This is a genomic window from Bradyrhizobium genomosp. I (2014), assembly GCF_000261685.1.
Lineage (GTDB): Bacteria > Pseudomonadota > Alphaproteobacteria > Rhizobiales > Xanthobacteraceae > Bradyrhizobium.
On sequence record NZ_AJQE01000294.1, the window covers coordinates 1 to 22,902 of the forward strand.

The window sequence follows — 22,902 nt, forward strand, 5'->3', positions numbered from 1 at the left end:
GCGAGCGTCGCCAGCACCGTACTGGCTTGCGACCCCGATACGCGCACCACAGCGATAGCGCTGGGCGCCCGGCCGGATGACAGCGCAAAAATGGTCTGGTCTCGCGGATGCATGGCCTATTTGTGCGGCTGTCGACAAAAAGGCAAATATCCATTTGCAGCCCGGCCGGCGGCGGGGTTTTGCTGCAGAAAATGCTGCAGCAATAATCTCGTTGCACCGCAGCATAATCGCAGCATTTTGCTGCAGGAACGCCTGCCTGGAACCAGGTTCCGGCTAGCGAAATTCAAGTATTATTTCTTTATATCAACACATTGCCAGACGCTGGCAACCCGTCGGCACGGCGCCCTTCATCCTGCAATCTCACCGCAGCAGAGCTTGCAAACAAAAGGGCGCCCGAAGGCGCCCTCTGAACCTTTACTGCACCGCACTCAGGTGTTCATGGAGTCGAAGAACTCCGAGTTGCTCTTGGTCGAGCGCAGCTTGTCGAGCAGGAAGTCGATCGCATCCATCGTCCCCATCGGGTTGAGGATGCGGCGGAGCACGTACATCTTCTTGAGCACCTGCGGATCGGTGATGAGCTCCTCCTTGCGGGTGCCGGAACGCGAGATGTCGATCGCCGGGAAGGTGCGCTTGTCCGAGACCTTGCGGTCCAGGATCAGTTCCGAGTTGCCGGTGCCCTTGAACTCTTCGAAGATGACTTCGTCCATGCGGCTGCCGGTATCGACCAGCGCGGTCGCGATGATGGTCAGCGAGCCGCCCTCCTCGATGTTGCGGGCGGCACCGAAGAAGCGCTTCGGGCGTTGCAGCGCGTTGGCGTCGACACCGCCGGTCAGCACCTTGCCGGATGACGGCACGACTGTGTTGTAGGCGCGTCCCAAGCGCGTGATCGAATCGAGCAGGATCACGACGTCGCGGCCATGCTCGACCAGGCGTTTTGCTTTTTCGATCACCATCTCGGCGACCTGAACGTGGCGCACAGCCGGTTCGTCGAAGGTGGAGGACACGACCTCGCCCTTCACCGAGCGCTGCATGTCCGTGACTTCTTCCGGACGCTCGTCGATCAAGAGCACGATCAGATAGCATTCGGGATGATTGTGGGTGATCGAATGGGCGATGTTCTGCATCAGCACGGTCTTACCGGTGCGCGGCGGCGCCACGATGAGCGCGCGCTGGCCCTTGCCGATCGGGGCGACGATGTCGATCACGCGTGCAGACAGGTCCTTTCGCGTCGGATCGTCGATTTCCATGCGGAAGCGCTGATTCGGAAACAGCGGCGTCAGGTTGTCGAAATTGACCTTGTGCTTGGCCTTTTCCGGGTCCTCGAAGTTGAGCGTGTTGACCTTCAGCAGCGCGAAGTAGCGCTCTCCCTCTTTCGGGCTACGGATATGGCCTTCGATGGTGTCGCCGGTGCGTAGGCCGAAACGGCGGATCTGCGAGGGCGAAACGTAGATATCGTCCGGGCCCGGCAGATAGTTCGCATCCGGCGAGCGGAGGAAGCCGAAGCCGTCGGAGAGGACCTCCACGACGCCCTCGCCGACGATGTCGGTCTCGGCGAGCGAGAGCTGCTTGAGGATAGCGAAGAGCAGCTCCTGCTTGCGCATGGTGCTTGCATTCTCGACCCCGTTCTCTTCCGCGAACGAGACGAGCTCGGCCGGGGTTTTCGACTTGAGGTCCTGGAGTTTGATTTCCCGCATTGGGGTGGTCCTGTGGGGTAACCTGAAAGAGGGGGGCGCGAGGAGGCTCTGAAATGCGGACGTGAGAAGGTAAGGTCCGCAGGACTGGCAAGGTTAAGTGCCGGTGAGGCTTCAAACCTGATGCGGTGTCCGGCCTCTGGAAAGCTCGGACACAACCACATCCGCCTGCGTTGGGTGGGATATCGACAATATAGAAAATCGCTCCTAGCTCCGCAAGCCGAAGCGCTGAGCTAATCGTCGCGCACCCTGCCTAGAACGGCTTCACGACCACCATGACGACGATGACGATCATCAGAATAGTCGGTACCTCATTGATTATTCGATAGAATTTCTGGCTCCGCGGCCGCCTGTCGGCGGCAAAATCCTTCAGCCAGCGGGAAAAAAAGCCGTGCACCGCCGACATCGCCAGAACCAGTGCCAGTTTTACGTGCAACCAGCCGAACGAGAACCAGTGGCCGGACCATGCCAGATAGAGCCCGGCGAGCCAGGTGACGATCATGGCGGGGTTGATGATCGCCTTGAGCAGCCGACGTTCCATCACCTTGAAGGTTTCCGACTGCTTCGAGCCGATCTCGGCCTCGGAATGATAAACGAACAGACGCGGCAGATAGAGCATGCCCGCCATCCAGGAGATGACGGCGATCACATGCAACGCCTTGATCCAGAGATAGACGTCCTCGAACATTTCCTGCGCCCGGATTTGCGCCCAACGCTGGGAGCGCTGGGGATAGTAAGAACCCGTTAAGGTCTTACCCTGCACACATACCCGTCCGTAGCGCCTTCCTCAAATCTAGAATCTTAGATTCTTAAGGTTTGAGTCTTTGTGACCGTGGATTGGACTCACGCAATTCCGTCCGTGAGTTCACGCGCGCTTGTTCACATCCATCCACATATCCCGGATAGCTCTGGCGACTTCCGATAAGGCAGTCGGCTTCAAAGGCTTGTGCGTTTCTATCGGCAGCTTATCAAGGGGGTTGTCCGCGATATCCCGTTTCCATCTCGGCAGGGTGCCGGACTTGCCCTGACGGGCAGCGGTGTGAAGAAAATCGGCCGTTGTCCCGCCCCTGGTGTCGCACATCCCTTTCCGAGGGGTTAAGCTCCACAGAAATCCACAAACCACCCCAACGAAATTCAAAGGGTTTCGGTGCCGAGCTCGAACAATTATTTCCATCTCCACCTGGTCTCCGACTCCACGGGTGAGACGCTCATTACCGTGGCGCGCGCGGTCGCGGCTCAATACGCCAACGTGACGCCGGTCGAGCACGTCTATCCTCTGGTGCGCAGCCAGAAGCAGCTCGACCGCGTGCTCGACGAGATCGAGGAGGCGCCGGGGATCGTGCTGTTCACGCTGCTCGAGAAGGATCTGGTCGCCAGGCTCGAGGACAAGTGCAAGCAGATCAACGTTCCGAGCCTGTCGATCATCGGCCCGGTGATGCAGCTGTTCGAAGCCTATCTCGGCGCGGCGACCACGGGCCGGGTCGGCGCCCAGCACGTCCTCAACGCGGAATATTTCAAGCGTATCGACGCGCTGAACTACACGATGATTCATGACGATGGTCAGCATGTCGAAGGTCTCGACGAGGCCGACGTGGTCCTGGTGGGCGTGTCCCGCACCTCGAAGACACCGACCTCGATCTATCTCGCCAACCGCGGCATCCGCACCGCCAACGTGCCGCTGGTTCCAGGCATTCCGGTGCCCTCGCAATTGGAGACGTTGACGCGGCCGCTGGTCGTCAGCCTGCACGCGACGCCCGAACGCCTGATCCAGATCCGACAGAATCGCCTGCTGTCCATGGGGGCCGAGTCCGGCAGCGACACCTACACCGACAAGCAGTCGGTCACCGAGGAGGTCGCGTTCGCGCGAAAGCTGAGCGCCAAGCATGACTGGCCACTGCTGGACGTCACGCGACGTTCGATCGAGGAAACCGCGGCGGCGATCATGAAGCTCTACAGCGATCGCCAGCGCAACCGTCCCTCGGGCTAGTTTGCACGATGGGTGTGTGGCGCGGCAAATCTCCGTTGATCCTGGCCTCACAAAGCAGCGCGCGCAAAATGCTGCTCGCCAATGCCGGGCTCGAATTCGAGGCCGTGACAGCCGATATCGACGAGCGCGGCATTCAGGCCGAGTCGAGGCTTTCAAACCCGCGCGAGATCGCCCTGTTGTTGGCGCGCGAAAAGGCCAAGGCTGTTTCGTCAGGTCATCCAGGAAGCTACGTGGTCGGCGCCGATCAGACACTGGCTCTCGGCAACCGTCTCTTCAACAAGCCCGCAGGCCGCGTGCAGGCGTTGGCGCAGTTGCGCGATCTTGCCGGCAAGAGCCACGAGCTGAATTCCGCCGTAGCCGTGGCGCGCGACGGCAGGATCGTTTTCGAGGACGTCTCGGTCGCCCGCATGACCATGCGGGAGATGACCGAGGCCGAGCTTTCGGCCTATCTCGACGCTGCCGGCGATGCCGTCACGACCAGCGTCGGCGCCTATCAGCTCGAAGGCGTCGGCATCCATCTGTTCGAGCAGATCGAGGGTGATCATTTCACCATTCTCGGCCTGCCGCTGATGCCGCTGCTTGCGTTCCTGCGCCACGAGCGGCTAGTTGCAGTGTGAATGACAGACATGGCCATGGCTTGATGCGGATCCTCGGACTGACCGGCTCGATCGGGATGGGAAAATCCACCACCGCGAAATTATTCGCGGAGGCCGGTGTCCCCGTCTACGATGCCGATGCCGCCGTGCATCAGCTCTATGAGGGCGAAGCAGCCCCCGCGATCGAGGCCGCCTTCCCCGGCACCACCGTGAACGGCAAGGTCGATCGCCCCAAATTGTCGGCGCGCGTCGTACACGATCCCGCCGCCATCAAGCAGCTCGAGCAGATCGTCCACCCGATGCTTGGCGAGTCCCGGAAGAAATTCTTCGCCGATGCGGAAGCTGCCGGCGCGCCGGTCGTGGTGCTGGACATCCCCTTGTTGTTCGAGACCGGCGGCGAGAAGCGCATGGATGCCGTGGTCGTGGTCTCGACCTCGGCGGAACTCCAGCGCGAGCGGGTGCTGGCGCGCGGCACGATGGACGAGGCGAAGCTCGACGCCATCATCGCCAAGCAGATGCCAGATGCCGAAAAACGTCGGCGCGCCGATTTCGTGGTGGATACGTCACACGGACTTGAACCGGTGCGGGCGCAAATCGCGCACATTCTGGCCGAGGTCGTTAAGATGCCGCAGCGGCGAGCCTGATTCGCCGTCCCACACGGCTTCCAAGACATGCGCGAAATCGTCCTCGACACCGAAACGACCGGCCTCGATCCCCTCCGCGGCGACCGACTGGTCGAGATCGGCTGCGTCGAGATCCTGAACCGCATGCCGACGGGACAGAGCTTTCACGTCTACATCAATCCTGAACGGGACATGCCGGCGGAAGCCTTCGCGGTGCACGGATTGTCGTCCGAATTCCTGGCGACGAAGCCTTTGTTCCACGAGGTCGCCGACGAGTTTCTTGCGTTCATCGGCGACGCCCCGCTGGTGATCCACAACGCCTCGTTCGACATCGGCTTCATCAATGCCGAGCTCGATCGCATCAAGCGTGCCGCGATCCCGCGCGAGCGGCTGGTGGACACGCTACTGCTGGCGCGCCGCAAGCATCCCGGCGTGTCCAATCGGCTCGACGATCTCTGCTCGCGCTATGCGATCGACAATTCACACCGTACCAAGCACGGCGCGCTGCTGGACGCCGAGCTGCTGGCCGAAGTCTATGTCGATCTGGTCGGGGCGCGACAGTCGCAGCTGCTGCTGGCTTCGGACACCCAGGAGATTCGTGTCAGTGCGGCCGGGGATGCGCCGCGGCGGCAGCGCCCGGTGCCGCTTGCGCCACGGATTTCGGAGGCTGAGCGCGAAGCCCATCGGGCCTTCATCGCGACATTCGGCGACAAGGCGATCTGGAACGAGTACCTGCCCGCTCCAGCCGCGGCGGCGGCCGGTCAGGCCTGACCAGCTTGACCCTGAGCGGCCATTTGCCGCTCCATGTTCTGGCGATAGAGGCCGACGAAGTCGACCGGATCCAGCATCAGAGGCGGGAACCCGCCGTCGCGCACTGCGGTTGCGATGATCTCGCGCGCGAACGGGAACAACAGGCGCGGACACTCGATCATGACCAGCGGGTGCAGGTTCTCCTTGGGCACGTTGACGATCCGAAACACGCCGGCATAAGCGAGCTCGAACGAGAACATCACCTTACCTGCGGTCTCGGCCTTGCCCTCGACCGACAACGTCACCTCGAACTCCTGTTCGCTGAGATTGTTGGCGCTGACGTTGATCTGGATGTTGATCTGCGGCGGCTGGCCCTGCTGCTGGAGCGAGCCCGGAGCGTTGGGATTTTCGAACGAGAGGTCCTTGGTATATTGCGCCAGCACGTTGAGCTGGGGAGCCTGGGCCGCCTCGGGAGGGGTGCCGTTACCATTGGTCATGAAAGTCTCTCCTTACCCGATTGGGGCTGAATTTCGCGGCGGTTGGCTAACATAGGGCCGCCTCGTTCCACAAGGACGAACGGTCCCGGATCGGGAATTCGGGCCGCGCCCGCGGCTTGGACGTACATCCTGCCTCTTCCGCGAAATTGCGCCTTAAACGATTGAAGATGCGCGATTTCCGGGCAGGATCGGGTTTCCCCTTAAGCATAAAACGCGCTACACTTTGTACTGTGCCAAAAGGCGCCATTGGCCGGGCAAGATTTCGTGCCTACATCCCACGGACCAGACGCGGATCCAAAACGGTGATGTAGACTTGCCGTTTCCGTAGGGAACGGTCTACTGGCCGGATTGATTTTCCCGGCAACGACCCCTGAAAAGACCAGAAAGCGGATACGACGTGGACATCTACACCATCATATTCCTGGCGCTGGCAGTCTTTATTTTTCTGAGACTGCGTAGCGTGCTGGGGCAGCGCACGGGCAACGAGCGGCCGCCGTTCGATCGCACCGCCGCCCGCAATGCGCTGGGGGGTGCCCAGGACAACAATGTCGTGACCGTGCCGGGCAAGGTGATCGACCAGGCGCCGCTGGCGCCGACGGCCGAGCCGACCCCGCCCTCCGATCGCTGGAAGGGTCTGACCGAGCCGGGCACTGCGCTGGCGCAAGGCCTCGATGCCATCGTCGAGAGGGATTCCACCTTCGACCCGCGCCATTTCATCTCGGGCGCCCGCGGCGCCTACGAGATGATCGTGCTGGCCTTCGCCAATGGCGACCGCCGCGCGCTGCGCGACCTGTTGTCGTCGGAGGTCTATGAAAGCTTCGATGCCGCGATCAAGGAGCGCGAGAAGAACGAGCAGAAGACCGAGACGCGCTTCGTCTCGATCGACAAGGCTGAGCTCGTCGGCGCCGAGCTGCGCGATCGTACCGCCCAGCTCACCGTGCGCTTCGTCTCGCAGATGATCTCGGCGACCCGCGACAAGGCCGGCAACATCGTCGACGGCAGCGCCGACACGGTCGCCGACATCACCGACATCTGGACTTTCGCCCGCGACACCTCCTCTCGCGATCCGAACTGGAAGCTGGTTGGCACCGGAAGCGCGAATTAAGGTCTTTCTCAAGAACAGCGCGACGGCGCTTTGCGCGTGTGCCGTCGTGCTGTCGTCGTTTTCGCTCGGTGCCGAGGCGGCACGGCGCCACCATCGCAGCCATCATCATCACGCCCCGCAATCGCCTGCCGTCCCGCCGCGGGCCTTGCCCTATCCGCAGCTCCCCCTGCCGTTCGAAATTCCCGGCGCGCAATATCTGCCGCTGGCCTGGGCGGACGTGAAGGGTTGGGGCGATGACAATCATCTCGCCGCCTACAAGACGTTCCGTGTCAGCTGCCGGTCGATCAACGCGCAGAACGGTGCGGCCGAACCCAAGCCGTTGGGTGCCTCGCTGAGCGAGCCTTGCCGGGCTGCCAAAATGCTCGATCTCACCGACGACGCCAAAGCGAAGAGCTTCTTCGAGGAGAATTTCGCGCCGCTGCGGATCTCGCGCCTCGGCGAGCCTGATGGTTTCGTCACCGGCTATTACGAGCCGGTGCTGGAGGGATCGCGCACGCAGACCGACGTCTACAACGTGCCGGTCTATCGCCGTCCCTCGAATCTGTTCGTGCGCGGCTACAAGCAGGATTCGGTCAGCCTGCCTAACAAGGGCCCGGTCTATCGCAAGATCGGCCGCCGCAAGCTGGTGCCCTATTACGACCGCGGCGAGATCGAGGACGGCAAGATCGCCGGCCGCGGACTGGAGATCGCCTGGCTGAAGGACCCGACCGATCTTCTGTTCGCACAGATCCAGGGTTCGGCGCGGATCAAGTTCGATGATGGCGGCGCGGTTCGGCTCAATTACGACGCCTATAACGGCTATCCCTATACGGCCGTCGGTCGCATCCTGATCGAGCGCGGCATCATTCCGAAGGAAGAGATGTCGATGCAGAAGATCAGGGAGTGGATGGCGCAAAACCCCGACGGCGCCAAGGAGTTGCGCCGCCAGAACCGCGCCTACATCTTCTTCCGCGAGGTCAACCTCTCCGACAAGGACGAGGCGGTGGGCGCGCAGGGCATTCCGCTGACGGCGGGCCGCTCGATTGCGGTCGACAAATCGCTGCATGTCTACGGTACGCCGTTCTTCATCGAGGGCGAGCTGCCGATCGAGTCCGAACGCGCCAAGACGCCGTTCCACCGGTTGATGATCGCCCAGGACACCGGTTCGGCCATCATCGGGCCTGCGCGCGCCGATCTCTTCTTCGGCGCTGGCCAGGAAGCAGGCCGTATCTCCGGGCGGCTGCGCCACCCCATGCATTTCGTGATGCTGGTGCCGAAGAGCCTCGATCCCGGCCCGCGCGCCGCGAAGCTGCCGATACCGGACCCCAGGCCCTCGGAGAAGATCGCAAAACTGTTTCCGCAAACCGACCCGGCAAAGACGGGCACGCCTGCTGCCGCCGCGGCGCAAGGCAAGAACGAAACGGTTGCCATCGCCGGCCCTGTTCCGCTACCGGTGCCGCGTCCCGCAATCGACCCTGCCTCTGAGCCGCGTCGACCGGTGAAGAATCGTCCTCATCGGCAGCAATGAAACGATCGTCCCGTCCGCCCGTGCTGGAGCCCCGCCCCTCGCCGCGCCGTCGCCCGCTGAGCGAGGAGGAGCGCGAGCTGTGGGATACGGTCGCAAGACAGGTCAAGCCGCTGCGGAAACACCGCGTGCCAAAGGCGCACGCCGCGCCGCGCTCCGAGCCGTCACCCGCCGGTCCGGCCATGCGACCCGCGTCATCGCCGCGGCCTGTCGCCGCCGCGCCAGCGCCGCGCGTGACGAAGCCGACCGTTCCGCCCCTGGCGCCGCTCGGCAAGCGCGAGCGGACAAAGCTCTCGCGCGGCCGCAGCGAGATCGAGGCGCGGCTCGATCTGCACGGCATGACCCAGACGCGCGCCCATCGCGCGCTGGTCGGATTCCTGCACCGCGCCCATCACGACGGCCTCACCTTCGTGCTCGTCATCACCGGCAAGGGCCGCAGCGGCGGCGAAAGCGGCGTGCTTCGCCGCCAGGTGCCGGAATGGCTCAGCCTGCCGGAATTCCGCGCCTTCGTCGTCGGCTTCGAGACTGCGCATGTCGGACACGGCGGCGAGGGCGCGCTGTATGTGCGGATCAGGCGGGCGAGATTTTGAGAATCTCACGGAATGACCTCGACGCGCTCCGCGACGGAGGTGCGTTCCCTCCCCCCCTTGTGGGGGAGGGCTAGGGAGAGGGGTAGCTCAGCAAAAGGTGCAGGCTGTTGATGGTGCAGCGTAGGGACGCGCGATGGACAGAATCCCCGTGTGGCGCCCCCCTCCCTGACCCTCCCCCACAAGGGGGAGGGAACGGAGAGAGCTCATCTCTAAAACGGTCGGACAATGCCGACACGCGGGATCAAGGTGATGACCAAGCCGGAGATGTTGGTCTTCCGATCCTCCGCCGGGATCAGCTCTGTCTCTCGAGCGGCCGGCAGCATCTTCACCGCATGCAGGATCAGGAACATGCAGACCGCCCAGTTCGAGATCCAGCGCGAATAGTCGAACACCATCGCGAACATCACGAGATAGGCGAGGCTGATCCCGATCAGCGCGGCGATGACGAGCCGCTTGTGCAGATCGCTGGCGAGCGCGCCGATCAGGCTTGCGAAGAAGCGCCACAGCGGCGTGTGCAGCCAGATCAAGAGTGCGAACACGGGCACGCCGAGGATGTTGTGCGGCAGCCGGCCCCAGGTGTCCGAAATCTCCTTCGCCAGCGGCTGGTACCAGATGTAGGCGAATTGCAGCAGGTCTGTCCGCGACGGATCGGCCATCCGGGTCTTCAGATAGCCGACGAAATCCGCCTCGGGGATCGGCATCGTTCCCAGGAATTGCGCGGCAAGGAACAGCGCGGAGACGGCGACGAGGGCGATGGCGCCAAAAGCGATGTTGGTGCGGTTGCAGCCATGGGCGAGGTAGTGCCTGATCACGACGATGGTGACGATCGTCGGCACATACATCAGGAGATGAATGTGATGGATCAGCACGAGAATGATCGAGAACAGCGCGGCCGTGGCAACGAACAGCAGCGAGCCCGCGGGCATCAGCAGCAGGATGATCGCCAGCGCGCAGCCATAGATGTCGAAATGGCCGAGCGTGTGCATGAAGTTCTTCAGGAAGAACGGCGAGCCCGCGGTGAAGACGAAGAGCGGCAGCGTTCTTGCGGTGAAGCCAAAGGTGTTCTGAAACAGCCTTGCGTAAAGCGCTGATGTCGCCAGCCACGTCGCCCCGCCGAGCACGAACACCAGCCAGACCGGCACCTTCGCCGTGAACAGTGCGACGACCGCTCCGATCAGCGCGCGCTTGATGAAGCCGAAATGATAGTCGACGAGGAGGTGAATGTAGGGGACGTAAGGCGGCAGCTGGATCTTGTGGACGAACACGCCGACGATGACGACGGCATTGATCGCAAGCAGCAGACGCCAGGGGTTTTGCAGGATGCGTACGGTCACGCCGCATCAATAGCGTGACCGCCCGAAATCACAAAATGAACCGGCTCAGATCCGCGTTCTTGGCGAGGTCCCCGACGTGCTTCTGCACGAAATCGGCATCCACCTTGACCGTCTCGCCGCTGCGGTCGGGGGCGGTGAAGGAGATCTCGTCCAGCACCCGCTCCATCACGGTCTGGAGCCGCCGCGCGCCGATGTTCTCGACAGTGGAATTGACGGCGACCGCGACGTCGGCGAGCGCGTCGATCGCGCCGTCGGTGATGTCGAGCGTCACGCCCTCGGTCTGCATCAGGGCGACATATTGCTTGATCAGCGAGGCCTCGGGTTCGGTCAGGATCCGGCGCATATCGTCGCGGGTCAACGCCTGCAACTCGACGCGGATCGGCAGGCGGCCCTGCAATTCCGGCAGCAGGTCGGACGGCTTTGCGACGTGGAAGGCGCCGGAGGCGATGAACAGGATGTGATCGGTCTTCACCGCGCCGTGCTTGGTCGAGACCGTGGTGCCCTCGATCAGCGGCAACAGATCGCGCTGCACGCCCTCGCGCGAGACGTCGCCGCCCACGCGGCCTTCGCGCGCGCATATCTTGTCGATCTCGTCCAGGAACACGATGCCGTTGTTCTCGACCGCGCTGATCGCTTCCAGCGTCAGCTGGTCGGCGTCGAGCAGCTTGTCGGATTCCTCGTTGACGAGGATCTCGTGCGAGCCCTCGACCGTGAGCCGCCGCGTCTTGCTGCGGCCGCCCAGCTTGCCGAAGATGTCGCCGATCGAGATCGCGCCCATCTGCGCGCCCGGCATGCCCGGGATTTCGAACATCGGCATGCCGCCGCCGGACGATTGCGTCTCGATCTCGATTTCCTTGTCGTTGAGCTCGCCGGCGCGCAGTTTCTTGCGGAAGGATTCCCGCGTCGCCGAAGAGGCATTGGCGCCGACCAGCGCATCGAGCACGCGCTCCTCGGCGGCGAGCTGGGCGCGCGCCTGCACGTCCTTGCGCTTCCTCTCGCGCACCTGGGCAATCGCAACCTCGACGAGATCGCGCACGATCTGCTCGACGTCGCGGCCGACATAGCCAACCTCGGTGAATTTCGTGGCTTCCACCTTCAGGAACGGCGCATTCGCGAGTTTTGCGAGCCGTCGCGCGATTTCCGTCTTGCCGACCCCGGTGGGGCCGATCATCAGGATGTTCTTGGGCAGCACCTCTTCGCGCAGGGAGCCTTCGAGCTGCTGCCGGCGCCAGCGGTTGCGCAGCGCGATCGAGACGGCGCGCTTGGCGTCGCCCTGGCCGACGATGAAACGGTCGAGTTCGGAAACGATTTCGCGGGGGGAGAAGTCTGTCATGTTTGCTTAGCTAGGGTCAGATGCGGGCCGGGACAAGCCGCTTTTTTTGGCTGTCAGATGATCGGAGGGCCCGATTGCCATTGTTTCACGGTCTCGATCGGATGGATCAGCATCAGGACGTTGAGCGTCAGATTGTCGCGAATATGGAGCGCCAGCATGACCTCGAAGGCGAGGCCGAGCAGGACAGTGACCGTGACCGGCAGCACGCGCGCGGCGAGGAACCCCAGCACCATGAACAGCGTGTCCGAAACCGAATTGACGATGCTATCGCCATAATAATCCAGCGAGATCGTGCCGGCGCGATAGCGATCGATGATGAACGGTGAGTTCTCGACGATCTCCCACGCGCCCTCGATCAGCATCGCAATGATGAGGCGGGCGGGCCACGACAAGGTCAGGAACGGCGAACGAGCGAACAGCAGCCAGGTCAAGCCGTAGAACAGGAAGCCGTGCAGCACGTGCGAGAAACTGTACCAGTCGGCGATGTGCTGGGAATTCTCCGAGCTGTTCACCACGCCATGCCAGAGCTTGATGGTGCCGCAGGTGCAGATCGGCACGCGTCCCATTGCAAACAGGATCGCCGCTTGCAGCACGGGCAATAACAGCGCGACACCGGCCCAGGCGAGCGGCGGAAATGCGACCTTGCTCTTCTGCGCATGCGCCAGCGTCATGCTTCGCGCACCATCAACAGCGCCGGCCCGTCCGGCGTCTCGACCATGCGGTCGCGGACGAAGCCGGCCTTCTCGTATGCGCGTATGGCGCGCGCGTTGAGCGGATCCGGATCGGTGACGACGCGCGGCAGGCCCTGCCGCAATCGCCCCTCGACGAATGCGCGGATGAACGCCGAGCCGTGGCCGCGCGCGATCATGTCGCCGTCGCCGATGAACTGGTCGATGCCACGCGCGCCCTCCGGTTGCGGCCCGAAGCCCGTATTCCAGGCGGTCAGGCGGTAGCACTGAAGATAGCCGAAGGGCTTGTCGGCGGCCAAGACGATGAACTGGTCCATCGCCGGCTCGTCGAGATCGCCGCTCACCAGCGCCAACTGCTCGTCCGGATCGCCCCACCATTCCCGCACATGGGCTTCCCCCAGCCACCGCCGGATCAGTGGCAGGTCGGCTGCAGCCATCGGGCGGAAGGTGTAGGTGGGCACCATCGCCTAGCCGGTCGACAGGCTCTCGATCGTCACATTCCGGTTGGTGTAGACGCAGATGTCGGCGGCAATGTCGAGGGAGCGGCGGACGATGGTCTCGGCGTCCTTGTCGGTGTCGAGCAGGGCCCGAGCCGCCGCGAGGGCATAGTTGCCGCCGGAGCCGATCGCCATCACGCCGGCCTCGGGCTCAAGCACGTCGCCGGTGCCTGTCAGCACCAGGGAGACGTCCTTGTCGGCGACGATCATCATGGCCTCCAGCCGCCGCAGATAGCGGTCGGTGCGCCAGTCCTTGGCGAGCTCCACGGCCGCCCGGGTCAGCTGACCCGGATATTGCTCGAGTTTGGCCTCCAGGCGCTCAAACAGCGTGAAGGCATCGGCGGTCGCACCGGCAAAGCCGCCGATCACGTCACCTTTGCCGAGCTTCCGGACCTTCTTGGCGTTGGACTTGATCACGGTCTGGCCGATCGAGACCTGGCCGTCGCCGCCGACCACGACCTTGCCGCCCTTTCGGACCGTCAAAATCGTGGTGCCGTGCCAGCCCGGCGAGCTGTTTTGGGAATTCTGCATGAGTACCTCGTTATCCGGCCTGATTTAGGCGGTCGGGGACGGGCGCACAACGGGCCGTTCCGGACCGAATTTCACTCACCATAGGCAGAAGTAGAGGTCCTTCCAGCCGTTCCCGCAGTAGCGAAGGCGTCATTTGGCTGTTAAAAGACCGCCGTTTTCGGCTCCGAGCATGGCCCGGAAAAGTGGGTACCGGTTTTCCGAGAGGGTCATGCTCAAACGAAGGTGAAAGCCAGCTTTCAATGCGCACCGCGACGATCAAGCGCAAGACCAAGGAAACCGACATCGAGGTCTCCGTGAACCTCGATGGCACCGGCGTGGCCAATATCGCGACCGGCATCGGCTTTTTCGACCATATGCTCGATCTCCTCGCCCGCCATTCCCGCATCGACCTCACGGTCAAGGCGGTGGGCGACCTGCACATTGACTATCACCATACCACCGAAGACACCGGCATCGCGCTCGGCCAGGCGGTCAAGCAGGCGCTCGGCAACATGGCGGGCATCACCCGCTATGCCGGCGTGCACATGCCCATGGACGAGACGCTGTCGCGCGTGGTCATCGACATCTCGGGCCGCCCGTTCCTGGTGTTCAAGGCCGACTTCCCCCGCGACAAGATCGGTGAGTTCGACACCGAGCTGGTGCGTGAGTGGTTCCAGGCCTTCGCCATCAATGCCGGCGTGACTCTCCACGTCGAGACCCTATATGGCGATAACAGCCACCATATCGCCGAGTCCTGCTTCAAGGGTCTGGCGCGGGCGCTGCGTACCGCCGTCGCGATCGATCCGAAGGCGGCGGGCGAAATCCCGTCCACCAAGGGCTCGCTCGGCGGCTGACGTCTCCGGCCAGCGGCTCGTGCCGCTTGCGATATCACTGAATCCTTAAGAACGGGGCATCACCATGCCTGTCTATACAGTTCATGCTCCCTCCCCTGCCGGAGCCGATCTGCGCGCGACCGACAAGTTCGTGTTCGTGCGCGACGGTTTTCATTTCTGGGCGATGATCTTCGGCCCCTTCTGGCTGCTGTGGAATCGGCTGTGGCTGGCCCTGATTGGCTGGGTGCTCTTCACGGCCGCGTTCAGCGCGGGGCTGAACAGCCTCGGTGTCGGACGCTCTTCGATCGTCTTTGCCAATCTCGTCGTCGCGCTCTTGATGGGTTTCGAGGCCTCGAGCCTGCGTCGCTGGACGTTGTCGCGCGGCAATTGGCGGCAGCTCGACGTGGTGGTCGCCGCCGACGGCGACACCGCCGAGCGCCGCTTCTTCGAGCGCTGGAGCCAGAAGCAGCACGGCATCGTCAACGATCAATGGGCCGTCGATCGCGGCGGTCCGCCGCCGACCCGCGGTGTGCCGGGTCAGCAATTCTCGAATCCGCCGCCCATTCCGGCCGGCGGCATCATTGGATTGTTTCCAGAGCCGGGAGGGTCAAGATGAGCGTCGCCATCATCGATTACGGTTCCGGCAATCTGCATTCCGCCGCCAAGGCCTTCGAGCGCGCCGCGCGCAGCCTGGAGACCCCGCAAAAGATCTTCGTCACCAGCGACCCGGACCAGGCCTATGAAGCCGATCGCCTGGTGCTGCCGGGCGTCGGCGCCTTCGCCGATTGCCGACGCGGGCTGGATGCCGTCAACGGCATGGTGGAGGCGATCACCGAAGCGGTGCGCGTCAAGGCGCGGCCGTTCTTCGGCATTTGTGTCGGCATGCAGCTGATGGCGAGCCGCGGCAAGGAGCATGTCATCACCGAAGGCCTGAACTGGATCGGCGGCGACGTCGAGAAGATCACGCCGCGCGACGAGAGCCTGAAGATCCCGCACATGGGCTGGAACACGCTCGACCTGCTGCAGGAGCATCCGGTGCTGAACAAGCTTCCGCTCGGCCCCAAGGGGCAGCACGCTTATTTCGTGCACTCCTACCACCTCAATGCCGCCAACGAGGCGGACGTGCTCGCGCGCGCCGATTACGGCGGGCCTGTCACCGCGATCGTCGGCAAGGACACCGCCATCGGCACCCAATTCCACCCCGAGAAGAGCCAGCGTTTCGGTCTGGCCCTGATCTCGAACTTTTTGCGATGGAAACCGTGATTCTCTTTCCGGCAATCGACCTCAAGAACGGCCAGTGCGTGCGCCTCGAGCAAGGCGACATGGCGCGCGCGACCGTGTTCAACCTCAATCCGGCCGCGCAGGCGCAGAGCTTCGTCGAGCAGGGCTTTGAATATCTCCACGTCGTCGACCTCGACGGTGCCTTTGCCGGCAAGCCGGTGAATGCCGAGGCTGTCGAGGCGATGCTGAAGACGATCAAGATCCCGGTGCAGCTCGGCGGCGGCATTCGCGATCTCAAGACCGTCGAAGCCTGGCTCGACAAGGGCATCACCCGCGTCATCATCGGCACCGCCGCGGTGCGCGATCCCGAGCTGGTGAAGGCTGCCGCGAAGAAATTCCCTGGCCGCGTCGCGGTCGGGTTGGATGCGCGCGACGGCAAGGTCGCGGTCGAAGGCTGGGCCGAGACCTCGCAGGTGACGGTGCTGGAAATCGCACAGCGGTTCGAGGATGCCGGCGTCGCCGCCATCGTCTTCACCGACATCGCGCGCGACGGCCTGCTCAAGGGCCTGAACCTGGACGCGACCATCGCGCTGGCTGATGCCATCTCGATTCCGGTGATCGCCTCCGGCGGCCTTGCCTCGATCGAGGACGTCAAGGCGATGCTGACGCCACGCGCCAGAAAGCTCGCCGGCGCGATCGCCGGCCGCGCGCTCTACGACGGCCGGCTCGATCCCGCCGCCGCCCTCACCTTGATCCGCAACGCGCGCGCTGCCTAGGAGACATCGGATGTTCAAGGTGCGCGTGATCCCCTGCCTCGACGTCAAGGATGGCCGCGTCGTCAAGGGCGTCAACTTCGTCGATCTGCGCGATGCCGGCGATCCCGTCGAAGCCGCGATCGCCTACGATGCCGCCGGCGCGGACGAGCTCACTTTCCTCGACATCACCGCGACCCATGAGAACCGCGGCATCATGCTGGACGTGGTCCGGCGCACGGCGGAAGCCTGCTTTATGCCTGTCACCGTCGGCGGCGGCGTACGTGAGGTCAACGACATCAAGACGCTGCTGCGCGCGGGGGCCGACAAGGTCTCGATCAACAGCGCCGCGGTGGCGCGGCGCGAGTTCGTCAAGGAAGCCGCCGAAAAATTTGGCGAGCAGTGCGTGGTGGTCGCGATCGACGCCAAGCGGGTCAAGCGCCCCGGCGGTGATCGCTGGGAGATCTTTACCCATGGCGGCCGCAACTCGACCGGCATCGATGCCATCGAATATGCCCAGGAAGTGGTCGCGCTCGGTGCCGGCGAAATCCTGCTCACTTCGATGGATCGCGACGGCACCAGGCAGGGTTTCGACATTTCGCTGACCCGGGCGATCGCCGACAGCGTTCCCGTTCCCGTGATCGCCTCCGGCGGCGTCGGCAATCTCGACCATCTCGTCGACGGTATCCGCGATGGGCATGCCACGGCCGTGCTGGCCGCCTCGATCTTTCACTTCGGGGAATTCACCATCCGCGAAGCCAAGGAGCACATGGCGCGGCGGGGGCTGCCGATGCGCCTCGATGCCTGACGACTCCCGCCTGCAAAAATGCTACAAAACAGGCTGGGAAATGGCCTCCGTGGCCTCATGTATTTCTGAGTAGGTCCGATGCCGCGTTTCACGATCCACGATCTGGTCGAGACCATCGATGCCCGCGCTGCGGCTGGCGGCGAGGCCTCCTATACCCGCAAGCTTCTCGACAAGGGCGCCGAACATTGCGCCAAGAAGTTCGGCGAGGAAGCAGTCGAAACCGTAATCGCAGCAGTCGAAAACGACCGCGCGCATCTGATCGCCGAAAGCGCGGATCTGCTCTATCATTTCCTTGTGCTTTTGAAAGCACGCGGCATAAAGCTGGAAGAGGTCGAGGCTGCGCTCGGCAAGCGCACGTCGATGTCAGGGTTGGAAGAAAAGGCGTCGCGCAAGAGCGATTGATCGAAGCAACGGAAAGGCGGCGTCATGGATATCCGCGCACCCGAGCAGCAGTATAATCCGTACCGCGTCTATACGCGCGAAGAGTGGTCGCGACTGCGCGACGACACGCCGATGACGCTGGAGCCGGGCGAGTTCGATCGGTTGCGCTCGCTGCATGACCGCCTTGACCTCCAAGAAGTCGAAGACATCTACCTTCCGCTGTCGCGCCTGCTCTCGATCTACGTCGATGCGACGCAGCGCCTGTATTACGCGGAGCGTCAATTCCTCAACATCCGCGACCGCAAGGTGCCCTACATCATCGGCGTCGCCGGATCGGTCGCAGTCGGGAAATCCACCACGGCCCGCGTGCTCCAGGCTCTGCTGGCGCGCTGGTCGCCGCGCCCGAAGGTCGAGCTGATCACGACCGACGGGTTTCTCTATCCCAACGCGGTGCTTGATCGGCAGGGCATCATGCAGAAGAAGGGTTTCCCCGAGAGCTACGACCTTCCGCTGCTGCTCAGCTTCCTCTCCGACATCAAGTCCGGTCGCCGCCACGTTCGCGCGCCTGTCTACTCGCATCTGACCTACGACATCGTGCCGAACCAGTGGGCCGAGATCGATCAGCCCGACATCCTGATCGTGGAGGGCGTCAACGTCTTGCAGACCGGCAAGCTGCCGCGCGACGGCAAGGCGGTGCCTGTCGTCTCCGACTTCTTCGATTTCTCGGTCTATATCGACGCCGACGAGGTGGCGCTGCGGCAATGGTACATCAAGCGCTTCCTGGCGCTGCGCGACACCGCATTCACCAACCCGAAATCCTACTTCAACCGCTACGCGCTATTGTCGGACGAGGAAGCCACCGCCACCGCGATCGCGATCTGGGAACGCACCAACCTTGCCAATCTCGAGGACAACATCCTGCCGACTCGCCCCCGCGCCACGCTGATCCTCAAGAAGGGCGCGGACCACACCGTGGAGAGCGTGGCGCTCAGGCGGCTATGATGGCGTCGTGAACGGGGCGTTGGCTGGTCCGAGCGATACGTATCTTTTGTTGCAGACCAACAATGGGTATTCCGCTATTCCTTTGAAAAAGGGCGGGAGGCTCGGAATGACGATCATTTCCGGCCCCCCTGTTGCGCCTTCGAGGCGACGAAGATGTGCCACGTCGTCAGAAACATCGCGGCGACGAGCGGGCCGATGACGAAGCCGTTCGCTCCGAAGGTCGCGAGGCCGCCCAGAGTGGCAAGCAGCACGACATAGCTCGGCATCTGGATCGACTGGCCGACCAGGATCGGGCGGAGAAAATTGTCCGCGAGGCCAATCACGAAGGTGCCGAAAGCGAGCAGAATGAGGCCCTTCGTGACTGCGCCCGCCACGAGCAGATAAAGTGCGGCCGGAACCCAGATCAGGGCGGAGCCGAGCACGGGCAGCAGCGAAACCAGCGCCATGAGCGCGCCCGCCAGCAGCGGCGCAGTCAAGCCGAGCAGCCAGAAGATGAGCCCGCCAAGCGCCCCCTGTATCAGGGCGACGAGAACGATCCCCTTGATCGTTCCGCGAACCGCGAGGGTGAACGCATCGAGGATCTCGGCGGTCTGGCTCGGGCGCAGCGGGAGTGCATCGCGAATGCGTGCGCTCAGGTCGTCGCCGTCGCGCAGCAGGAAAAACAGCAGGTACAGCATCACGAGCAGGCTTGCGACGAACTCCAGCGTCAACTGACCGATGTTGATCGCATGCCCGGCCAGCTGTTGGCCGGCTGGGACGACCAGGCCCGACAGGCGTTCCTTCAGGGCCGAAAGATCCATGCGGGCCAGGCGATCTGACAGCGAAGCAGTCCAGCCAGGCAATGCGGATCTCAATTGCTGCAGCGGGTGAGCGAAACTGATCTCTCCGCTCTGAACGCGCTGATACAGCTCCCCGCCCTGGTCTATGAGCGAAGCGATGACGATCCCCACCGGGATCAGGACCATGACGATCACAACGGCGAGCGTGAAGAGTGCGGCAAGGTTGTGCTTTCCACGGAGGGTTTCCAGGGCGCGCCGATAGAGCGGTGCGAAGATGATGGCTAGCAGCAAGGCCCACAACAACGCGCCGGAGAATGGCCAGAGCACCCACCCGAACGCAACGGAGATCGCGGCGAGTAAAATGAGGAATGAGCGGTCTTCGGATGTTCTCACGTGTTCGCCAGCCTTTCAGTCACCCGTCGCAGGACGTCGATATCACAACATCGCGGCGGAGCGGCAAGTCACGCCGGGCCGATCACCCCGCCACGTCGCGGCAACGCGGTGGGTTTCAGTTACGATTGCCGGCCGAGATCAGGTTCCCGTGACATCCGGGACTGTCTGATGCCGGGAGGCGGCCAGCCCGGCCAGCGCCTCGTCAAGCTTCTCCCGGTCGAGCGGCTTGATCAGAAATCCGTTCATGCCCGCTTCGAAGCAGGCATAGCGATCCTCGACCAGCGTGTTGGCGGTGAGCGCCAGGATCGGCGTGTGATGACCGCCGGTGGCTGTCTCTTGCGCGCGGATGCGCTTTGTCGCCTCGATGCCGTCGAGCTGCGGCATCTGGATGTCCATCAGCACGAGATCATAGGGCGTGCCGGCCGATGAGGCGGCGAGCCAGGATTCCAGCGCGGCCTCGCCATGGACGGCGATGACGACGCGGTGGCCGAGCTTGGTCAGCAGTGAACGCATCAACAATGCGTTGATCTCATTGTCTTCGGCGACGAGGATCGACAGGCCCTTCGGTGTCGTGCTGATGGACGCAGCCGGCGGCTCCGGCGCGAGATCGGGCGAGGCGACCTCCGGTGTCAGGGCGAGGCGTGCTGCGAGCGAAGCTGCGCGCAGCGGCTTCATGAGAAAACCGGTGAATGCCGGCGGCAGCTTTTCGTGGCGCGAGCTCGACGTCAGCAGCACGAGGCGCTGGTGTGCATGCGCGCGGGCCGCTTCGCCGAGATGGTCGGCCAAGACAGGACCGATCGCGCGATCGATCAGCACCGCGTGCCAAGAGCGTTCCGGCAGCAGCGCTTCGGCGACCGCCGCGTCCGCGACCATGCAGGTCTGGCCGCCCCAGCGCTCGAGGCGCCGCGCGATCAACGACGCCTCGATGCCGTCGGCGACGAGGAGCAACGACTTGCCGGTGAGGTCGGGGCTCGGAAATGGCGTCTGTCCGGCGCCGGCTCGCGACGGCGGAAGCGGCACCGCGACCTCGAAGGTCGAGCCCCTGCCCGGCTCGCTCGTGAGCGTGATCCGGCCGCCCATCCGCTTGACGATGCGCTCGCTGATGGCGAGGCCGAGCCCGGTGCCGCCATAAGTGCGGGCGACGCGCTCATCGGCCTGCTCGAACTCGCAGAAGATGCGTTGCTGGGCTTCGGCCGCGATGCCGATGCCGGTATCCCGGACCAGGAAGCTGATCTCGTTCGGCCAGATGCCGGGCTCGACGATCAGCGCGATGCCGCCGCTCGCGGTGAACTTGATGGCGTTGCCGGCGAGGTTGAGCAGCACCTGGCGCAGCCGCGCGGCGTCGCCGACCACTTCGAGCGGCAGACGCTCGTCGACATAGGCGGCGATCTCGAGCGTCTTCGCCTGCGCGCGCGGCGCGAGCAGCTCGGTGATCTCCTCGACCAGGGTCGAGAGCGCGAACGGATGCTGATCGAGGTCGAGCTTGCCGGCCTCGATCTTGGAATAGTCGAGCAATTCCTCGATCAGCGCCATCAAGGCTTCGCCCGAGGTCTTCACCGCCCTGGCATAGGTCGCCTGCTCCGGCGTCAGCGTAGTGTCGAGCAGGAGGCCGCCCATGCCGGTGATGCCGTTGAGCGGCGTGCGGATCTCGTGCGAGGCCATCGCGAGGAAGCGCGACTTGGCGCGGTTGGCGGCATCGGCCTGGTCGCGGGCATCGGACAGTGTGCGTTCGGTCTCGGTGCGGTCGGTGACATCGCGTCCCACGCTCTGCAATTCGGCGGGCTGTCCGGCATCGAGGCGGACATAGCCCTCGCGCCAGGCGATCCAGCGCGTGCCGAGCGGGGTTGCGATCTTCTGGTCGTGGATGCGCGTGCCGTTGCTCTCGCGGGCGCTGTCGCCCTGCTCCAGCACGTCGAAATCGAAACGCGTGCCGACCAGCGCGCTGCGCTTCTGTCCCGCGAGCGCGCAATAGGCGTCGTTGGCAAAGGTGATGCGGCCATCGGTAGCGCGCAGCACGATGAGATCGCCCTGCTGTTCAAACAGGCTGCGGGCGCGTTCTTCCGCCTCCTTCAGCTCCCAATTGCGGTCGATCAACGCCTCATTGTGGGCAGCGAGCTTGCGCAGCCGCTTGTTGACGAAGCGCAGGCGCATGCTCAGCGTCGCAAGGCCGAGGCAGGCGAGCGCGAACAGGAAGCTCGCGCCGATCGCAAAGGCGTGGGGATCATAGCCGGAGGTGTCGGACCGGCTGCCGGACACGAAACCATAGGCTCCCCCGAACGTCGCCGAGAAGATCATGAAGGAGCGGATCGCGAAGGCGATGCGAGGGTGCTGCCGCTTGAAGCGGCGCATGCGCACCTTGATCCGGAACGTCCGACCCATCGCCACCGACCCTTGGCTGAAACCCGCCGCCGCGTGCGACGATGGCCCGCTGACCTTGCGAACAGCTTGAGGCTTTGGCCCTGCCTCCAAACAGGGTTGACGAGATGTTAATGCGTCAGAGCGAAGCGGCCTGGAGATGACGGTGGCTGCCGCGGGCGCCAACGATCAGCGCCGCCGCCTCGCGCGGCGAGAACGACTTCGAGCGCACGTAGATGCGGTAGTCCGCCGGACCTTCGGTGGAGAGATAGATCACCTGGCCGCCGTCGACAGGCTGGGCGGCAATCGAGACGAGGCGCGTCGAGGGGGTGGCCTGACAGGAATCCGGCTCGGAACCGAGACCGCCGTCGACCACGGTGAAGTCCGCGGCGTCGGCATCGTCGGTGACCTGAACCCGCACCGTGGCCCGAGCGGGATCTTCGGTGAAGGCGACACGCACGCCGGCGGTCCAGAACAGCGACGTGAGCTCGACCGAGGTTTCGCCCACCGCGATGCAGGGATGCGAGACCGATCCGATCTCGGCGCGGGCAAACACCGCCGCCGCCAGCAGGGGAACAACCGAGGCCAGGATCTTGAAACGCAACATGACACTCTACTCGCCGGGCCCTTGGGAACTCGGAACCGAAATGAGCGGCCCTTATGGTTTGCAGA

The 22,902-nt window shown here is 63.8% G+C and carries 25 protein-coding genes; 14 read left to right on the forward strand and 11 right to left on the reverse strand.

All coding sequences use genetic code 11. The features are described from left to right. Positions 1-428: 428 nt before the first annotated feature. Both rho and hemJ read right to left on the reverse strand, forming a co-directional pair. Complete coding sequence (rho, locus tag IC50_RS27320) at positions 429-1,694, reverse strand: transcription termination factor Rho (protein ID WP_011083462.1); 1,266 nt, start codon at positions 1,692-1,694, stop codon at positions 429-431. 250 nt (positions 1,695-1,944) lie between these two features. Continuing rightward, positions 1,945-2,379: a protoporphyrinogen oxidase HemJ gene (hemJ, locus tag IC50_RS27325; RefSeq protein WP_035712014.1), complete on the reverse strand. Its 435-nt coding sequence runs from the start codon at positions 2,377-2,379 to the stop codon at positions 1,945-1,947. 459 nt (positions 2,380-2,838) lie between these two features. On the opposite strand from hemJ, the gene IC50_RS27335 reads away from it, so the two are divergent. The 4 genes from IC50_RS27335 to dnaQ are packed head-to-tail and all read left to right on the forward strand — an operon-like array spanning position 2,839 to position 5,668. Continuing rightward, entirely contained in the window at positions 2,839-3,678 is an 840-nt protein-coding gene (locus IC50_RS27335; protein WP_035712018.1) for a pyruvate, water dikinase regulatory protein, read from the forward strand. Between the two features lie 8 nt (positions 3,679-3,686). Next, complete coding sequence (locus tag IC50_RS27340) at positions 3,687-4,295, forward strand: Maf family nucleotide pyrophosphatase (RefSeq protein ID WP_035712019.1); 609 nt, start codon at positions 3,687-3,689, stop codon at positions 4,293-4,295. Between the two features lie 23 nt (positions 4,296-4,318). Further along, positions 4,319-4,918, forward strand: a complete 600-nt coding sequence (gene coaE, locus IC50_RS27345) for a dephospho-CoA kinase (protein WP_035712022.1) — start codon at positions 4,319-4,321, stop codon at positions 4,916-4,918. A gap of 27 nt (positions 4,919-4,945) precedes the next feature. After that, on the forward strand, positions 4,946-5,668 hold the full coding sequence (gene dnaQ, locus IC50_RS27350) for a DNA polymerase III subunit epsilon (protein WP_035712023.1): 723 nt from the start codon (positions 4,946-4,948) through the stop codon (positions 5,666-5,668). Here the strand turns inward: dnaQ and secB are convergent. Beyond that, positions 5,659-6,144, reverse strand: a complete 486-nt coding sequence (secB, locus tag IC50_RS27355) for a protein-export chaperone SecB (RefSeq protein WP_035712027.1) — start codon at positions 6,142-6,144, stop codon at positions 5,659-5,661. The two genes, dnaQ and secB, sit on opposite strands and share 10 nt — an antisense overlap. Before the next feature lie 397 nt (positions 6,145-6,541). Between secB and IC50_RS27360 the strand changes: the two genes are divergently transcribed. From IC50_RS27360 to IC50_RS27370, 3 genes are read left to right on the forward strand one after another with little or no spacing between them, the layout of a single operon-like run. After that, positions 6,542-7,249: a Tim44/TimA family putative adaptor protein gene (locus tag IC50_RS27360; protein WP_035712030.1), complete on the forward strand. Its 708-nt coding sequence runs from the start codon at positions 6,542-6,544 to the stop codon at positions 7,247-7,249. Then, on the forward strand, positions 7,227-8,756 hold the full coding sequence (mltA, locus tag IC50_RS27365; RefSeq protein ID WP_035712032.1) for a murein transglycosylase A: 1,530 nt from the start codon (positions 7,227-7,229) through the stop codon (positions 8,754-8,756). The genes IC50_RS27360 and mltA overlap by 23 nt, the downstream gene beginning before the upstream one ends. Next, positions 8,753-9,343: a Smr/MutS family protein gene (locus IC50_RS27370; RefSeq protein WP_035712035.1), complete on the forward strand. Its 591-nt coding sequence runs from the start codon at positions 8,753-8,755 to the stop codon at positions 9,341-9,343. Before mltA ends, IC50_RS27370 begins: the two co-directional genes overlap by 4 nt. A gap of 209 nt (positions 9,344-9,552) precedes the next feature. Here IC50_RS27370 and IC50_RS27375 read toward each other — a convergent pair whose 3' ends face one another. From IC50_RS27375 to hslV, 5 genes are read right to left on the reverse strand one after another with little or no spacing between them, the layout of a single operon-like run. Next, positions 9,553-10,677 carry a hypothetical protein gene (locus IC50_RS27375; protein WP_035712037.1) on the reverse strand — a complete coding sequence of 375 codons (1,125 nt, stop codon included), beginning with the start codon at positions 10,675-10,677 and terminating at the stop codon, positions 9,553-9,555. A gap of 28 nt (positions 10,678-10,705) precedes the next feature. Further along, positions 10,706-12,010, reverse strand: coding sequence for an ATP-dependent protease ATPase subunit HslU (gene hslU, locus IC50_RS27380; RefSeq protein ID WP_035712039.1), 1,305 nt, complete (start codon positions 12,008-12,010; stop codon positions 10,706-10,708). A gap of 53 nt (positions 12,011-12,063) precedes the next feature. Further along, positions 12,064-12,681, reverse strand: coding sequence for a DUF2585 domain-containing protein (locus tag IC50_RS27385; protein ID WP_035712041.1), 618 nt, complete (start codon positions 12,679-12,681; stop codon positions 12,064-12,066). Beyond that, complete coding sequence (locus IC50_RS27390) at positions 12,678-13,163, reverse strand: GNAT family N-acetyltransferase (protein ID WP_035712043.1); 486 nt, start codon at positions 13,161-13,163, stop codon at positions 12,678-12,680. Before IC50_RS27390 ends, IC50_RS27385 begins: the two co-directional genes overlap by 4 nt. 3 nt (positions 13,164-13,166) lie before the next feature. After that, positions 13,167-13,727 carry an ATP-dependent protease subunit HslV gene (gene hslV / locus IC50_RS27395; protein WP_035712046.1) on the reverse strand — a complete coding sequence of 187 codons (561 nt, stop codon included), beginning with the start codon at positions 13,725-13,727 and terminating at the stop codon, positions 13,167-13,169. Positions 13,728-13,966: 239 nt separating this feature from the next. Here hslV and hisB point away from each other — a divergent pair, with 239 nt between their 5' ends. From hisB to coaA, 7 genes are all read left to right on the forward strand, one after another. Beyond that, positions 13,967-14,560 carry an imidazoleglycerol-phosphate dehydratase HisB gene (hisB, locus tag IC50_RS27400; protein ID WP_027561673.1) on the forward strand — a complete coding sequence of 198 codons (594 nt, stop codon included), beginning with the start codon at positions 13,967-13,969 and terminating at the stop codon, positions 14,558-14,560. Positions 14,561-14,624: 64 nt separating this feature from the next. Beyond that, a complete protein-coding gene (locus tag IC50_RS27405; protein ID WP_035712051.1) occupies positions 14,625-15,155 on the forward strand; it encodes a DUF2628 domain-containing protein in 531 nt (176 codons plus the stop codon). After that, entirely contained in the window at positions 15,152-15,802 is a 651-nt protein-coding gene (gene hisH, locus IC50_RS27410) for an imidazole glycerol phosphate synthase subunit HisH (protein ID WP_035712054.1), read from the forward strand. The genes IC50_RS27405 and hisH overlap by 4 nt, the downstream gene beginning before the upstream one ends. Next, entirely contained in the window at positions 15,799-16,536 is a 738-nt protein-coding gene (hisA, locus tag IC50_RS27415) for a 1-(5-phosphoribosyl)-5-[(5-phosphoribosylamino)methylideneamino]imidazole-4-carboxamide isomerase (RefSeq protein WP_035712092.1), read from the forward strand. The genes hisH and hisA overlap by 4 nt, the downstream gene beginning before the upstream one ends. 10 nt (positions 16,537-16,546) lie before the next feature. Further along, a complete protein-coding gene (hisF, locus tag IC50_RS27420) occupies positions 16,547-17,320 on the forward strand; it encodes an imidazole glycerol phosphate synthase subunit HisF (RefSeq protein ID WP_035712057.1) in 774 nt (257 codons plus the stop codon). A gap of 78 nt (positions 17,321-17,398) precedes the next feature. Then, entirely contained in the window at positions 17,399-17,722 is a 324-nt protein-coding gene (locus tag IC50_RS27425; protein WP_035712060.1) for a phosphoribosyl-ATP diphosphatase, read from the forward strand. Positions 17,723-17,746: 24 nt separating this feature from the next. Further along, the gene (coaA, locus tag IC50_RS27430) at positions 17,747-18,703 is read left to right on the forward strand and encodes a type I pantothenate kinase (RefSeq protein WP_035712064.1); all 957 of its coding nucleotides are present in this window, start codon (positions 17,747-17,749) and stop codon (positions 18,701-18,703) included. Between the two features lie 113 nt (positions 18,704-18,816). Here coaA and IC50_RS27435 read toward each other — a convergent pair whose 3' ends face one another. The 3 genes from IC50_RS27435 to IC50_RS27445 form a co-directional block, all read right to left on the reverse strand. Then, positions 18,817-19,875 carry an AI-2E family transporter gene (locus IC50_RS27435; protein WP_035712067.1) on the reverse strand — a complete coding sequence of 353 codons (1,059 nt, stop codon included), beginning with the start codon at positions 19,873-19,875 and terminating at the stop codon, positions 18,817-18,819. Between the two features lie 138 nt (positions 19,876-20,013). Beyond that, positions 20,014-22,254, reverse strand: a complete 2,241-nt coding sequence (locus tag IC50_RS27440; protein WP_035712069.1) for a PAS domain-containing hybrid sensor histidine kinase/response regulator — start codon at positions 22,252-22,254, stop codon at positions 20,014-20,016. A gap of 115 nt (positions 22,255-22,369) precedes the next feature. Beyond that, a complete protein-coding gene (locus tag IC50_RS27445; RefSeq protein WP_035712071.1) occupies positions 22,370-22,837 on the reverse strand; it encodes a hypothetical protein in 468 nt (155 codons plus the stop codon). Positions 22,838-22,902: the final 65 nt, after the last annotated feature.